Raw genomic sequence first — 14082 nt, 5'->3', positions numbered from 1 at the left:
GCGACCCCCTGCGCGGGGACAAACTCCCGACCTGGTCGAAACCGCAGAATCACCCACGAAAGCACCCAAGGGGACGTCCAGCGACTCCACCGCCGGGAACCCGCCCCGGGCCGTCGGAAGGCGGGCCGCCACGGAGGCGCACCCGCTGGAGAAGCCAGCGCGGAGACGGGCGCCGCTGAAATGAGCTCACCGCCCCGGCCGGGATTCGGCGCCCGCGGGCGGGCTCGCCGCTGCGGCAGGGTAGGGCGGGCACCGCAAAGGCGGGCTCCCGCAGCGGCAAGACAGTGTCACCGCGGAGGCGGGCTCGCCACAGCGGCGACAGAGGAGCGCTACGAAGGCGGGCCCGCCACAGCAGCAAGGGAAAGGCGCTGCCGAGGCGGGCTCGCGTGACGACAAGGGAGAGGCGCTGCGGAGGCGGCTGCCGCAGCGGCAAGGAGGAACGCTGCGGCAGCCGGCTCGCCGCGACGGCCGAGGTGGGCGTCGCGGCGAGCCGGGGGCCGGGCGGGTCAGTGGTCGGCGGCGTTCCAGTCGCGGCCGATGCCGACCGAGACGCCCAGGGGGACGTCCAGGGGGTAGGCGGCGCCCATTTCCGTGCGGACCAGGGACTCGACGGTCTCGCGTTCGCCCGCGGCGACCTCGAAGACGAGTTCGTCGTGGACCTGCAGGAGCATGCGGGAGCGCAGGCCGGCGGTGCGCAGGGCCTGGTCGACGCGGAGCATCGCGACCTTGATGATGTCGGCGGCGGAGCCCTGGATCGGGGCGTTGAGGGCCATGCGCTCGGCCATCTCGCGGCGCTGGCGGTTGTCGCTGTTGAGGTCGGGGAGGTAGCGGCGGCGGCCCAGGACCGTCTCCGTGTAGCCGTCGCGGCGGGCCTGGGCGACGATCTGGCGCAGGTAGTCGCGGACGCCGCCGAAGGTGGCGAAGTACTCCTCCATGAGGACCGTGGCCTCGGCCGGGGTGATGCCGAGCTGGGTGCCGAGGCCGTAGGAGGACAGGCCGTAGGCGAGGCCGTAGTTCATCGCCTTGATCTTGCGGCGCTGGTCGGGGACGACCTCGTTGACGGGGACCGCGAAGACCGAGGAAGCGGTCGCGGCGTGGAAGTCGAAGCCCGAGTTGAACGCGTCGATGAGGGCGTCGTCCTTGGACAGGTGGGCCATGATGCGCATCTCGATCTGGCTGTAGTCGGCCGTCAGCAGGGTCTCGTAGCCCTCGCCGACGACGAACGCGCGCCGGATGCGCCGCCCCTCCTCGGTGCGGATCGGGATGTTCTGCAGGTTGGGGTCGGTGCTGGAGAGCCGGCCGGTGGCCGCGACCGTCTGGAAGTACGTCGTGTGGATGCGCCCGTCGTCGCTGATCGACTTGAGCAGCCCGTCGACGGTCGTCTTGAGCTTGGCCACGTCCCGATGCCGCAGCAGGTGCTCCAGCAGCGGGTGCTCCGTCTGCGCGTACAGCGACTGCAGCGCGTCGGCGTCGGTCGTATACCCCGTCTTGATCTTCTTCGTCTTCGGCAGCCCGAGCTCGTTGAACAGGATCTCCTGCAGCTGCTTGGGCGAGCCGAGGTTGAACTCCCGCCCGATCACCTCGTAGGCGCCCTGCGCCGCCGCCTTCACGCCCGCGGCGAACTGCCCCTCGAGCTCCCCGAGGTAGTCGGTGTCGGCGGCGATGCCGACCCGCTCCATCTCGGCCAGGACGTTGACCAGCGGCAGCTCCACGTCGGCCAGCAGGCGGGCGGACGAGTCGCCGTCGCGGTGCAGCTCCTCGTCGATCGCCTCGGCGAGGTCGAGCGTGGCCCGGGCCCGCAGCATGAGATTCTCCTCGGCCTCGCCGGTGTTGCCGCCGAGGCCCTCGAGGGTCAGCTGGCCGGTGTCCGGCGCGTCGACCCTCAGCTCGCGCTTGAGGTAGCGCAGGGCGAGGTCGTTGAGGTCGTAGGAGCGCTGGTCGGGGCGGGCGAGATAGGCCTCCAGGGCGGTGTCGCTGGCCACCCCGTCGATGTCCCAGCCGCGGGCCAGGAACGCCAGGCGGGCCGGCTTGAGGTCGTGCAGCACCTTCGGCCGGTCCGGCGCGGCCAGCCAGGCGCCCACCGCGGCGTCGTCGGCCGCGTCGAGCTCGGCCGGGTCGAACCAGGCGGCCGGCCCGTCGGCCACGGCGACCGCGAGGCCGGTCAGCTCCCCGGTGCCGCGCCCGAACTTGCCGGCCACGGCGACGCCGACCCGGGTGCCGGCCGGGGCGTGCTCGCCCAGCCAGGCCCCGACGTCGCCGCGCAGCACCTCGCCGGCCAGATCGAAGCCGGACTCGGCCTCGGGCTCGACCGCGTCGAGGTACTGGTACAGCCGGTCCCGCAGCACCCGGAACTCGAGGGAGTCGAACACCCGGTGCACGGCCTCGCGGTCCCAGCCGCGCCAGCGCAGGTCGTCGGGGGCGACCGGCAGCTCGAGCTCGTCGACCAGGTGGTTGAGGTCGTAGTTGCGCATGACCTCGGAGAGGTGGGCCCGCACGTTCTCGCCGGCCTTGCCCTTGATCTCGTCGACCCGGGCGATGATCCCGTCGAGGCCGCCGAACTGCACGATCCACTTGGCGGCCGTCTTGTCGCCGACCCCGGGCACGCCGGACAGGTTGTCGCTGTCCTCGCCGACGAGCGCGGCCTTGTCCCGATACTGCGACGGCGGGATGCCGTACTTCTCCTCCACCTTCGCCGGCGTCATGCGCTCCATCTCGCTGACCCCGCGCTTGAGATACAGCACCGTCACCTCGTCGCTGACCAGCTGGAACGAGTCGCGGTCGCCGGTGACGATCGAGGTCGGCATGCCCTGCTCGCGGGCGTGGCGGGCGAGCGTGGCGATCACGTCGTCGGCCTCGTAGCCCGGCTTCTCCACGAACGGGATGCGCAGGGCGTTGAGCACCTCCTTGATCAGGTCGACCTGCCCCGAGAACTCGGGCCGGCTGGCGGCGCGGTTGGCCTTGTACTCCGCGTATTTCTCCAGGCGGAACGTCTGCCGCGACACGTCGAACGCCACCGCGATGTGCGTGGGCTGCTCGTCGCGCAGCATGTTGATCAGCATCGAGGTGAAGCCGAAGACGGCGTTGGTCACCTGGCCCGTCTGCGTGGAGAAATTCTCCGTAGGCAGGGCGAAGAACGCCCGGTAGGCGAGCGAGTGCCCGTCGAGCAGCAACAGCCTGGAGTCAGTCGAACCCGTCACGCTTAGCGAGCCTAGTCCGGAGGTACGACAGTTTCCGCCGCGGCCCGCCGCGAACTTCGCCCCTTTTGTCCGGATCACCATGAGGAAGAAACCTCGGACAATGCGAATCGCGTTGCGGTTGCGAACAAGAAGATTACGACTGCGCAACTTCCTAGGGCGTGTTGCCCCGAAGGACTAGTGCCGTCCGGTGAGTGTCATTAAGTTGTGCCTTCATCAGCGTCTTGGCAACTAGGCGCAACCACGCCTACCGCGCGCTGCTAAAAAGGAGACAGGTGATGATCCGCCCCAATCTCGGATGGCGCTCGGTCGCTGTGCTGAGCACCGCGTGCCTGGTGCTCGGCGCGTGCGGTGACAAGTCCGACAGCCCGTCCACGACCGCCACCTCCGGCGGCGCCGCGGCGGCCGGTGACGGCGTGCTCAAGATCGGCACGATCCTGCCGCAGACTGGCTCCCTGGCCTTCCTCGGCCCGCCGGAGTTCGCCGGCGTGGACCTGGCCATCAAGGAGATCAACGACAACGGCGGCGTGCTCGGCAAGCCCGTCACGATCCAGCACATGGACTCGGGCGACACCTCCACGGACATCGCCACCCAGTCGGTCAACAAGCTGCTCACCGACAAGACCGACGTCATCATCGGTGCGGCCTCGTCGTCCGTCTCGCTGTCCGTCATCGACAAGATCACGGGCGCCGGCGTTGTCCAGATCTCCCCGGCGAACACCTCCACGGCGTTCACCACCTACAACGACCACGGCCTCTACTTCCGCACCGCTCCCCCGGACACCCTCCAGGGCCGCGTGCTGGGTGACCTGATCGTCCAGGACGGCAACGCCACGACCGGCATGCTGGTCCTCAACGACTCCTACGGCGTGGGCCTGGCCCAGAACGCCAAGGCGGAGATCGAGAGCGGCGGCGGCAAGGTCATCGAGTCGGTCACCTACGACCCGAAGGCCGCGGACTTCTCGGCCGACGTCGCGAAGATCAAGCAGGCCAACCCGGACGTGATCGCGATCATCGGTTTCGACGAGACCAAGAAGATCGTCCCCAAGCTGGTCGAGGCCGGTCTCAAGACCAAGAAGTGGTACTTCGTCGACGGCAACGTCGCGGACTACTCGAAGGACTTCCCGGCCGGCACGCTGAACGGCTACAAGGGCACCCAGCCCGGCGCCGAGGCCAAGGGCGACTTCAAGCAGAAGCTCCTCGCGATCAACAAGGACCTGAAGGACTTCAACTACGCCGCTGAGTCCTACGACGCCACCATCCTCGCCGCCCTGGCCGCCGAGGAGGCCAAGTCGGACAACCCGGCCGAGATCGCCAAGCACCTCATCACCGTCTCCAAGGGCGGCGAGAAGTGCACCGCCTTCAAGGCCTGCGTCGACCTCATCAAGGCCGGCAAGGACATCGACTACGACGGCGTGAGCGGCCCGATCTCGTTCAACGACGCCGGCGACCCGGCCGAGGCCACCATCGGTGTCTACACCTACGGCCCCGACAACAAGCTGCTCCCGGACGTCAAGTACCAGACCGGCAAGATCTGAGCCTGACGGCCCCGGAGGCCCCCGTCGCGCAAGCGGCGGGGGCCTTTTCGTGCGCCCGGCAAGGGCGGGAAGCGTCGCGACGAGCCCGACGCGGAACCGGGTCAAAAGCGCAAAACCGAAAAGCCTCCTGGCTCCGGTCCGCGTCACGACAGACCGTTGCTCCCGTCAGCGCCTGGTCTGGATCGATCGGAGCGAAGCCAAATCGAGCCAGACTGGGCGAAGCGGCCGGGGCCTGCCTTAAGGGCGGCCCCGACCTGCCAGGTCCGCGGTGCCAAGGGCCCGCGAGCCTGCGGCCGCGAACACACCGGTGATGACCGACAGCAACAATTGCTCCGCATTAGGAACGCGGTGGCAAACCAAGATCGGCGTTAATGCAACGAACCGCAAGATGGCATTTGTAAAAACGCCGTGAAATCAGGCGCAGAAGACCCCCGCCGCGGGCAAAGAAATCCCGCGCCGCCAGAGGGAGCGACGCGGGATTCGGCCCGGCAAAAACGTTGGTTCAGGCCCGGGCGAGCGTCCCGAGGTACAACTCGATCACCCGCGGGTCGTTGATGAGTCCCTCGCCCGAGGACGTGTAGGCGTTGCGGCCCTGGTCGAGCACGTACCCCCGGTCGCAGATCTGCAGGCACCGGCGGGCGTTCTGCTCCACCATCACGACCGTCACCCCGGTCGAGTTGATCTGCTTCGTGCGGAAGAACACCTCGTCCTGCAGCGCCGGGGACAGGCCGGCCGACGGCTCGTCCAGCAGCAGCACGGTGGGCTCCATCATGAGCGCCCGGGCCATGGCCACCATCTGCCGCTCGCCGCCGGACATGAGCCCGGCCCGCTGCTTGCGCCGCTCGGCGAGGGTCGGGAACAGCTGCGTGACGAAGTCGAAGCGCTCCTTGAACCGCTTCGGCTTGAGGAAGGTCCCCATCTGGAGGTTCTCCTCGATCGTCAGCGCGGCGAAGACGTTGTTCGTCTGCGGCACGAAGCCGATGCCCCGCTCGACGAGCGCGTGCGCCTTGAGGTTGGTGATGTTCTCCCCCCGCAGCGTCACCGTCCCCGACCGGACGTTGACCAGCCCGAACATGGCCTTGAGCAGCGTCGACTTGCCGGCGCCGTTGGGCCCGATGATGCCGACCAGCTCGCCGTCGTGCACGTAGAGGTCGGCGCCGTTGAGGATGTTGACGCCCGGCAGGTACCCGGCGACGACGTCGTCTGCCCGCAGTACCGCACCCTCGGCTTTGGCGAGATGCTCGGTGCGGTCGACGATCTCGTTGCTGACGGGCGCGCCCGCCGCGTCCTCGGTGAGCTCTTCGGGGTCGGTCACGGTCGTTCCTTCCCGTCGGCGCCCTCGGAGGAGGCCGCCGCTTCGCTCTCGAGCTCGTCCACGGCCGGGATCAGGGCCACCTCGCCGCCCTCGGCCAGGTCGCCGGCGTCGATCTCCTCGCCGCCCACGGTCTTGACCGCGCCGTCGTGGTGCGCGCCCAGGTAGGCGTCGATGACCCGCGGGTCGGCCATGACCTTGTCCGGGGTGCCCTCGGCGATCACGCCGCCCTGCCCCATGACGATGATCCAGTCGCTGATGTCGTGGACCATGTCCATGTCGTGCTCGACGAAGAGCACCGTCATGCCATCCTCGCGCAGCTGCTTGACGTGGCCGAGCAGCGACTGCGTCAGCGCCGGGTTGACCCCGGCCATCGGCTCGTCGAGCATGACCATCTCCGGCTGGACCATGAGGGCCCGGGCCATCTCCAGCAGCTTGCGCTGGCCGCCGGAGAGGCTGCCGGCGAAGTCGTCCTTCTTGGCGATGAGCTTGAACCGGGTGAGCAGATCCTCCGCGCGGGCGGTGATCTCGTCCTCCTGCTGCTTCCACAGGCCTGGCACGAGGGCGCGCCAGAAGCTCTCGCCCTTCTGCCCGGTCGCGCCGAGGCGCATGTTGTCGATCACCTTGAGCTTCGACAGCGCCTTGGTCAGCTGGAAGGTGCGCACCATCCCGGCGCGGGCCACCTTGTGCGCCGGCACGCCGGACAGCGACGTGCCGTTGAACGTCCAGGAGCCCTCGTCCGGCACGTCGAAGCCGGTCAGCAGGTTGAAGAACGTCGTCTTGCCGGCGCCGTTGGGGCCGATGAGCGCGGTGATCGAGCCGCGCTGGATCTCGACGTGCTTGACGTCGACGGCGGTGAGGCCGCCGAAGCGGCGCACCACGTTGTCGGCCACGAGGATCGGGTCGGGCTTGGGCACGCCCGGCTCCCCGGGCAGCTCCGCAAGCGCGGCGACCGCCCGCTCGCGGGCCGTGCCGGTGGCCGTGGACGCAGCGGACAGGGACTCAGCGGACATCGAGCATGACCTCCCTCTTGTCGCCGAAGATGCCCTGCGGCCGGTAGATCAGCATCAGGATCAGGCCGATGCCGACGAGGACGTAGCGGACCGAGCCCGCCTGGGTGGTGGTGATCAGCCAGGAGGGAACGTCCTGGTGGTTGATCGCCTCGGAGATGACCGAGTCGACGAAGACCAGCAGCACCCAGAAGATGGCCGCGCCGATGACCGGGCCGAAGACCCGGGCCGCGCCGCCGAGGATGACGATGGTGTACGCGAAGAACGTGAACTCCGTGCCGAAGGTGTCCGGCTGCACCGCCGCCCGGTCGAGGGCGAAGACGAAGCCGCCGAGGGAGCCGATGATGCCGCCGAGGACCAGCGACTGCATCTTGTACGAGAACACGTTCTTGCCGAGGCTGCGCACCGCGTCCTCGTCCTCGCGGATGGCCTTGAGCACGCGGCCCCACGGGCTCTTCATGAGCAGCCACACGACCAGGCAGCTCAGCACGATCAGGCCCCAGCCGACGACGAGCACCCACGTCTCACGGTCGCTGAAGGTGATCAGGCCGCCGATGTCGATGCCGCCGCTGCCCTTGAACGGGTTGGCGTTGTAGAAGTCGGTCGAGAAGCCCTGCAGGCCGTCCGACGCGCCGGTCCACTTGCGCAGGTCCGTGGAGCGGTAGATGAGCCGGATGATCTCGGCCGCCGCGATGGTGACGATGGCCAGATAGTCCGCCCGCAGCCGCAATGTCGGGATGCCCAGCAGCAGCGCCAGGACGACGGCCGCGGCCAGGCCGATGGCGACGCCGAGGAAGAACGGCAGGTTGAACGTCGAGACCGTGATGGCGATGCCGTACGCCCCGACGCCCAGAAACGCCGACTGCCCGAAGTTGAGCAGGCCAGTGTAGCCAAAGTGGACGTTGAGGCCGATGGCCGCGAGCGCGTAAGCAATAGTGGTGGACCCGATGATCGCTTCCAGCGTCACGCTGAAGATGCTGTGCCAGTTCATCGCGTCCTCCTCAGCCGATCCGCGTCCGGCGGCCCAGGATGCCCTGTGGCCGGAAGAGCAGGATCACGATCAGCGCCCCCAGCGCGCCGACGGTCTTCAACTCGGTAGGAATCCACAGGGTCGAGAACTGGATGAACATGCCGATCACCAGGCTGCCCAGCAGCGCGCCCCACGCGGTGCCGAAGCCGCCGAGCGTGACCGCCGCGAAGACCAGCAGCAGGATCTGGAAGCCCATGCCGAAGCCGACGTTCTGGTAGACGCCGAGGATCACGCCGGCCAGCGCGGCCAGGCCGCCGCCGATCGTCCAGACCAGCCGGATGATGCGGTCGACGTTGATGCCGGAGGCCGCGGCGAGCGCCGGGTTGTCGGCGACGGCGCGGGTGGCCTTGCCCAGCCGGGTGCCCAGCAGCGCCCAGGAGACGGCGACGAGCACCACGATCGCGATGGCGTCGCAGATGAGGTTCTTCGGGGCGATGAGGAACGGCCCGTACTGGTGGCCGGCCTGCGCGTTGAAGTCCGAGTAGGCGCGCGCCTCGCCGCCGAAGAAGTACAGGAAGAGGTAGCGCACGGCGAGCGACAGGCCGATCGAGATGATCATCGTGGTGACCAGGTTGGTGCGGCGCCTGCGCAGCCAGCCCCAGAAGGCGAAGTCCTGCACGTAGCCGGCCCCGGCGCCGATCGCGACCGCGATGAGGCCGGACAGCCACAGCGGCAGCCCGATCGTCACGTTGAACAGGAAGGCCATGAGGGCGCCGAAGGTGACCAGCTCGCCGTGGGCGAAGTTGGTCAGGCCCGTGGTGCCGAAGACCAGCGAGATGCCGAGCGCGGCCAGCGCGATGATGAGCGAGAAGTGCAGGCCGGAGTAGAGCAGGTCGGCGTACCGGTCGAAGCTCGACGGCTTCGCCGGCGTCCCCGGCTGGTTGTTCTGGCCCGGTGTCCCGCTCGCGGCGCCGGCGCTGAGCGGGAACAGCACGTTGCGGGCCTGCCCGTCGGCCACCGGCGGGGTCAGGCTGGCCCGGCCGTTGCTCAGCGTGACGCCCGAGGGGAGCGTCGACGTGTCGAGGTCCACCCGGTACGTCCCGGCCGAGGGGACCGGGATACTCCACTTGCCCTGGGCGTCGCTGGTCGCTTCGCCAACGGGCGCGCCGTCCTGTGTGAACGCTTTGATCTTGACCCCGGCGACGGGGGCGTCGCCGTTCTTCAGCATTCCCTGCAGTGACTCCCCGTCGGCCCAAGCGCTCGTGGCGCCGATGCCGAAGGAGAGCATTACGCAGGCCAGGAAGGCCGTGAGCATGATCACGGCTCTACGCAATGGTGCTCCTCGAATAACGGTTGTCGGCTGAACCCGCAAGGGGGCGGACAGCATCCCGCCCCTCGGGATTGGCGGATCATAGCCCGCGCCGCAAGCCAATTGCGGGCCGTTATCAAGCCGTTATTCGATGCTGCGCAAGCCGTCGCAAAGCGCGCCATGCGCAGGTAAAAGGTCAGGACTCCGCGGTTACGGTGCTGTTTCCGCCGGCCGTTTCGGTGATGATCCGGTCGGCGACTTCACGCATCGTCATGCGGTGGTCCATCGCCGTGCGCTGGATCCACTTGAATGCCTGCGGCTCGTTCATGCCATAGGTCGCCATGAGCTGGCCTTTGGCCCGCTCGACCACCTTGCGGGTCTCCAGCCGCTCGGTCAGCGTGGCCACCTCGGACTCGAGCACCGACAGCTCCGCGTAACGCGACACCGCGATCTCGACCGCCGGCACCAGGTCGCTCTTCTGGAACGGCTTGACCAGATAGGCCATCGCCCCCGCGGCCCGCGCCCGCTCGACCAGGTCGCGCTGGCTGAACGCGGTCAGGATGACCACGGGCGCGATCCGCCCGCCGGCGATCTTCTCGGCCGCCGCCAGCCCGTCCATGATCGGCATCTTGATATCCAGGATCACCAGGTCGGGCTTGAGCTCCTCGGCCAGTCGCACGGCAGTCTCGCCGTCGCCGGCCTCGCCGACAACGTCGTACCCCTCCTCGACGAGCATCTCCCGCAGGTCGAGACGGATGAGCGCCTCGTCTTCAGCGATGAGCACTCGACGGCTCTGTGCCTCAGCCACTGGCCTCTCCCGAATCGATCCGACAAAACCTTCGACGGCGATTACCGTCGCGATCAGAGTAGTGGGTACCCTGGTGCGGCGTACTGGTCCCGGTATCCCAATCGGCAGAGGAACGGAGCTCAAACCTCCGACAGTGTGGGTTCGAATCCCACCCGGGGCACCACAACTCGGACAGATCACCCAGTTTACCGTGACGCCGAACACGCTCGCGACGGTCGTTCAGGCGGGTATTCATTCAAGCCTGACCGGTTCCGCGCCGTCGGTCAGCAGGTCCAGCCCGGCGCCGCTGACCACCTGCGCCGGTTGACGGTCCCGCCCCGCGATGGCGGCGAGCCGTCCGATCGGCAGGCGGTCGGCCTCGGCGGCGGCGGCGAAGACCACGTTGCCGAAGCGGCGGCCGCGCAGCAGCTCCGGCCGCACGATCAGGCACACGTCGGCGAAGGCGGTGCGCAGGGTCGCCGCCTGGCCGCGGGAGAAGGCCAGCGGGGCCAGGTCGGCCACGTTGACGGCGTACACCCCGCGGGGGGCCAGCACGCGGGCCACCTCCGCGGCGAACGTGACGTCGGAGACGCTCTCGGGCATCTGGGCGGCGTCGTAGACGTCGCCGATGACCAGGTCGTAGGCGCCGGAGTCCAGGCCGGCCACCGTCTGGCGGGCGTCGCCGATCGTCAGGGCGATCTCCGCCTCCGCCGGCAGCGGCAGGACCCGCTGCACGAACGCGGCCAGGCGCCGGTCGCGCTCCACCACCAGCTGCGCCGAGCCGGGGCGGGTGGCGGCCACGTAGCGGGGCATGGTGAAGGCGCCGCCGCCCAGGTGGAGCACCCGCAGCGGGGCGCCGGCCGGGGCCATCGTGTCGACGACCGAGCCGATGCGGCGGGTGTACTCGAAGTACAGGTGCGTGGGGTCGTGCACGTCGACGTACGACTGCTGCACCTCCTCCACCAGGAGGGTCCAGCCGCCCTTGCGGCGGGGGTCGCGCAGCAGCCGGGCCGCGCCGAAGTCAGCGTCCTCGGCGATCCCGTCGATGATCTCCCGCCAGCTTCCCATCGGGGGACAACCGTACCGCGAACCGGCGAAACCCTCAGATGCAGGGCGTCGGGGCCGAAACGACGGGCATGGAGGGGCGCGCCACCACGATCATCCGCACGGTCGACGACGTCATCGACGCCCGGGCGATCACCACCGTGTTCCAGCCCATCGTGCGGCTCGACTCGTGGAACCACCGGCGGCACGAGGTCGTCGGCTACGAGGCCCTCACCCGCGGCCCGGCCGGGACGCCCTGGGAGGAGCCGCTGCGGCTGTTCGAGGCGGCGGCCGGGGCGGGCCGGCTGGCCGAGCTCGACTGGGTGTGCCGGGCCGGGGCGTACCGGGCGGCGATCGACGCCGGGCTGCCGGTCGGGCTGACCCTCTTCGTCAACGCCGAGCCCGCCGCGCTGAGCGCACCCTGCCCGCCCGACCTGGCCCCGACCATCCTCGACGCCCAGCTGCGCCTGCGGGTGGTGACCGAGCTGGCCGAGCGGGCCATCGGCGACGACCCGGCGGCCCTGCTCACCGCGGCGGAGGCCTGCCGCGGATCGGGCTGGGGCGTGGCCCTCGACGACATCGGCGCCGAGCCCGCCTCGCTGTCGGTCCTGCCCTTCGTCCACCCCGACGTGGTCAAGCTGGACCGGCACCTCACCCAGCGGCCGGGCGGGGCCTACGCGGCCCGGGTCGTCAACGCGGTGGTCGCCTACGCCGAGCGGACCGGGGCGGCGGTGCTGGCCGAGGGCATCGAGACCGAGGAGCACCTGGCCGGGGCGCTCGGCCTCGGGGCCACCCTCGGGCAGGGCTGGCTCTTCGGCCCGCCCGGCCCGCTGCCGCCGGACGTGGCCGGGCGGCGCTGCTCGCTCAGCGTGCCCCTCGTCGCGCCGCCCGCGCCGGCCGGGGGCCGCACGCCGTACGAGATCGTGGCGGCCCGCCGGCCGACCGCCGAGGCGACCAAGCGGATGCTGCTGCCGCTGAGCCACTACCTGGAGACTAAGGCCCGGGACCCGGCCGAGCCGCCGATGCTGCTCGCCTCGTTCCAGGAGGGCGCGCACTTCACGCCGGCCACCGCCCGGCGCTACGCGGCGATCGCCGAGACCGCGGCGCTGGTGGCGGTGCTCGGCACCGAGCTGCCGGGCACCCCGGCGCCGGGCGTGCGAGGGACCGCGTTCGCCGGCAACGACCCGCTGCGCGGCGAGTGGAACGTGATCGTGGTCGGCCCGCACTTCGCGGGCGCCCTGGTGGCGCGGGACCTGGCCGACACGGGGCCGCAGGAGCGGCGCCGGTTCACGTACGCGCTGACGTACGACCGGGATCTCGTTTTGGATGCGGCCCGTGCGCTGCTGCACTGGATCGTGCCAACATAGGCGGGCATGAGGCGCCTGCTGCCGGTCGCGTTGCTCGTGCTCGTCTCGCTGGGCGGCGCCGCGCTGGCCGGCCACGGCACGCCCGCCGGGCCCGCACCCGCCGCCACCCCGGCCTTCAAGGTGCGGGTCGAGCTGAGCCAGGGCCGGGTCGACGAGGTGCGCCACTGGGTGCAGGTCTCCCTGCGCAACGACGGGCCGGAGAAGCTCGTCGTCGACCGGGTCGAGCTGCAGGCCCCGTCCTTCAAGGGGATCGAGCCGGTGCAGGCCGACGCCTGGCTGCCGCCGGGCGGGCTGCAGGTCGACGTCCCGATGTCCTACGGCACCGGCATCTGCACCGGCGACGAGCTCAGGCCGCACGCCGCGCCCTCGTTCGTGGCCCTGCGCGTGCACACCGACGGCGGCCCGGCGCGGGACCTGCGGCTGCCGCTGGAGACCCCCAACGCGATGCTCGACCAGTTCCTCGCCATCGACTGCCAGCAGACGTACCTCGACCGCCAGGCGACCTTCACCTTCGGCCCGTGGACGCACCTGCCCAGCGGCTGGGTCAGCGGGACCGTGCTCGTCCGGCGGACCGGCTTCAAGGGCACCGTGACCCTGCAGGAGTTCACCGGCAGCATCCTGCTCGAGGTCGTGCCGACCCCGCGGCGCGAGGCCACCCCGAAGCCGTACGGCGTGCTGCCCCCCGGACAGGACGAGCTCGCCATCCCGATCGTCGTCGACGGCGAGCGCTGCACGCCGCACTCGCTCGGCGAGATCAAGAAGCCCTTCGTGTTCCCGGCCTGGGTGAGCCTCGACGGCGGCCCGCTGCTCTACACCGAACTCAAGATCACCGACGCCGAGATCGCCGCCTTCAAGCCCGTCGTCGACACCTGCGCGGCCCAGCACACGCAGATGTAGTCCGCCAAGGTTTAAGCCAGGTTTAGGCCGGTTGCACGCGCGCGAGCGCGAATGCCATGCTCCCAGCCATGTCCGAGGCCGGTCGGCGAGCCCGCGCCGCTCTCCCCGCGGTCGCCCTGCTGGTCCTCGCCACCGGGGCGATGCTGGCGCTGTCCACCCTGCTCGGCTTCGCGCCGCTGCCGCCCGCCTGGCGGCTCCTGCTGACCCTGCTGGTGGCGCTGCTGCTGGCCCTGGCCGCCGCCGACCAGGTGCGGGCCGCGCTCACCGACTGGCAGGGCGCGGCCGCGGCCGAGACCGGGGTGCACCGCCGGGGCCGCCGGCGCGATCCGGAGCGCTCCGGGGAGTACACCGGCGAGTTCACGGGCGAGTTCACCGGGGAGGCGCGCCGGCCCGAGCGGCCGAAGCCCCGCCGCCCGTCGTGGGTCCGCATCGCCGTGACCGCCGCCGTCGCCGCCGTGCTCGGGGTGCTGCTGTGGGTGCCGCAGTTGCCGGTGCACGCCCCCGCCCGCGCCACGGCCACGTTCCTGTTCGGCTACGCCGCCTACGCGCTGCCGGTGCTGCCGCTGCTGCTGGTCTGGCCGCTCCCCCGCCTGCCGCGCGAGCCCTGGCCGTGGCAGACCCTGCTGGTGCCCGTGGCCGACCGCCGGCGGTGGC

At 70.4% G+C, this 14082-nt stretch carries 11 protein-coding genes and 1 tRNA gene; 5 read left to right on the top strand and 7 right to left on the bottom strand.

Annotated elements, in window-relative coordinates:
• Positions 1-506 precede the first annotated feature (506 nt).
• Positions 507-3197, bottom strand: coding sequence for a DNA polymerase I (gene polA, locus AB0M46_RS36760; protein WP_363343886.1), 2691 nt, complete (start codon positions 3195-3197; stop codon positions 507-509).
• A gap of 275 nt (positions 3198-3472) precedes the next feature.
• Between polA and AB0M46_RS36755 the strand changes: the two genes are divergently transcribed.
• Positions 3473-4732, top strand: coding sequence for an ABC transporter substrate-binding protein (locus tag AB0M46_RS36755; protein WP_363343884.1), 1260 nt, complete (start codon positions 3473-3475; stop codon positions 4730-4732).
• Between the two features lie 502 nt (positions 4733-5234).
• On the opposite strand, the gene AB0M46_RS36750 is transcribed toward AB0M46_RS36755, so the two are convergent.
• From AB0M46_RS36750 to AB0M46_RS36730, 5 genes are all read right to left on the bottom strand, one after another.
• A complete protein-coding gene (locus tag AB0M46_RS36750) occupies positions 5235-6047 on the bottom strand; it encodes an ABC transporter ATP-binding protein (RefSeq protein ID WP_363343882.1) in 813 nt (270 codons plus the stop codon).
• Entirely contained in the window at positions 6044-7057 is a 1014-nt protein-coding gene (locus AB0M46_RS36745) for an ABC transporter ATP-binding protein (RefSeq protein WP_363343880.1), read from the bottom strand. Before AB0M46_RS36745 ends, AB0M46_RS36750 begins: the two co-directional genes overlap by 4 nt.
• Entirely contained in the window at positions 7047-8045 is a 999-nt protein-coding gene (locus tag AB0M46_RS36740; RefSeq protein ID WP_363343878.1) for a branched-chain amino acid ABC transporter permease, read from the bottom strand. Before AB0M46_RS36740 ends, AB0M46_RS36745 begins: the two co-directional genes overlap by 11 nt.
• A 10-nt stretch (positions 8046-8055) precedes the next feature.
• Positions 8056-9357: a branched-chain amino acid ABC transporter permease gene (locus AB0M46_RS36735; RefSeq protein WP_363343876.1), complete on the bottom strand. Its 1302-nt coding sequence runs from the start codon at positions 9355-9357 to the stop codon at positions 8056-8058.
• A gap of 172 nt (positions 9358-9529) precedes the next feature.
• On the bottom strand, positions 9530-10141 hold the full coding sequence (locus AB0M46_RS36730; RefSeq protein ID WP_363343875.1) for a response regulator: 612 nt from the start codon (positions 10139-10141) through the stop codon (positions 9530-9532).
• Positions 10142-10227: 86 nt separating this feature from the next.
• Here AB0M46_RS36730 and AB0M46_RS36725 point away from each other — a divergent pair.
• Positions 10228-10304: transfer RNA gene (locus AB0M46_RS36725), tRNA-Leu, on the top strand.
• Between the two features lie 68 nt (positions 10305-10372).
• Here the strand turns inward: AB0M46_RS36725 and AB0M46_RS36720 are convergent.
• Positions 10373-11188 carry a fused MFS/spermidine synthase gene (locus tag AB0M46_RS36720; RefSeq protein WP_363343873.1) on the bottom strand — a complete coding sequence of 272 codons (816 nt, stop codon included), beginning with the start codon at positions 11186-11188 and terminating at the stop codon, positions 10373-10375.
• Between the two features lie 38 nt (positions 11189-11226).
• On the opposite strand from AB0M46_RS36720, the gene AB0M46_RS36715 reads away from it, so the two are divergent.
• The 3 genes from AB0M46_RS36715 to AB0M46_RS36705 all read left to right on the top strand — a co-directional run.
• Entirely contained in the window at positions 11227-12531 is a 1305-nt protein-coding gene (locus tag AB0M46_RS36715) for an EAL domain-containing protein (protein ID WP_363343871.1), read from the top strand.
• A gap of 6 nt (positions 12532-12537) precedes the next feature.
• Positions 12538-13428, top strand: coding sequence for a hypothetical protein (locus AB0M46_RS36710; RefSeq protein ID WP_363343869.1), 891 nt, complete (start codon positions 12538-12540; stop codon positions 13426-13428).
• 68 nt (positions 13429-13496) lie between these two features.
• On the top strand, positions 13497-14082 hold a 586-nt coding region (locus AB0M46_RS36705), incomplete at its 3' end, for a hypothetical protein (protein WP_363343867.1).

The sequence above is a fragment of the Dactylosporangium sp. NPDC051485 genome, assembly GCF_040682015.1.
Taxonomy (GTDB): Bacteria; Actinomycetota; Actinomycetes; order Mycobacteriales; family Micromonosporaceae; genus Dactylosporangium.
Note: the sequence above shows the minus strand (reverse complement) of the source record. Positions and strands in the feature narration are given on the sequence as shown.

Coding starts and splice junctions, on each gene's coding strand:
- AB0M46_RS36755 (WP_363343884.1), top strand. CDS start 3,473: ATGATCCGCCCCAATCTCGGATGGCGCTCGGTCGCTGTGCTGAGCACC.
- AB0M46_RS36745 (WP_363343880.1), bottom strand. CDS start 7,057: ATGTCCGCTGAGTCCCTGTCCGCTGCGTCCACGGCCACCGGCACGGCC.
- AB0M46_RS36740 (WP_363343878.1), bottom strand. CDS start 8,045: ATGAACTGGCACAGCATCTTCAGCGTGACGCTGGAAGCGATCATCGGG.
- AB0M46_RS36720 (WP_363343873.1), bottom strand. CDS start 11,188: ATGGGAAGCTGGCGGGAGATCATCGACGGGATCGCCGAGGACGCTGAC.
- AB0M46_RS36715 (WP_363343871.1), top strand. CDS start 11,227: ATGCAGGGCGTCGGGGCCGAAACGACGGGCATGGAGGGGCGCGCCACC.
- AB0M46_RS36710 (WP_363343869.1), top strand. CDS start 12,538: ATGAGGCGCCTGCTGCCGGTCGCGTTGCTCGTGCTCGTCTCGCTGGGC.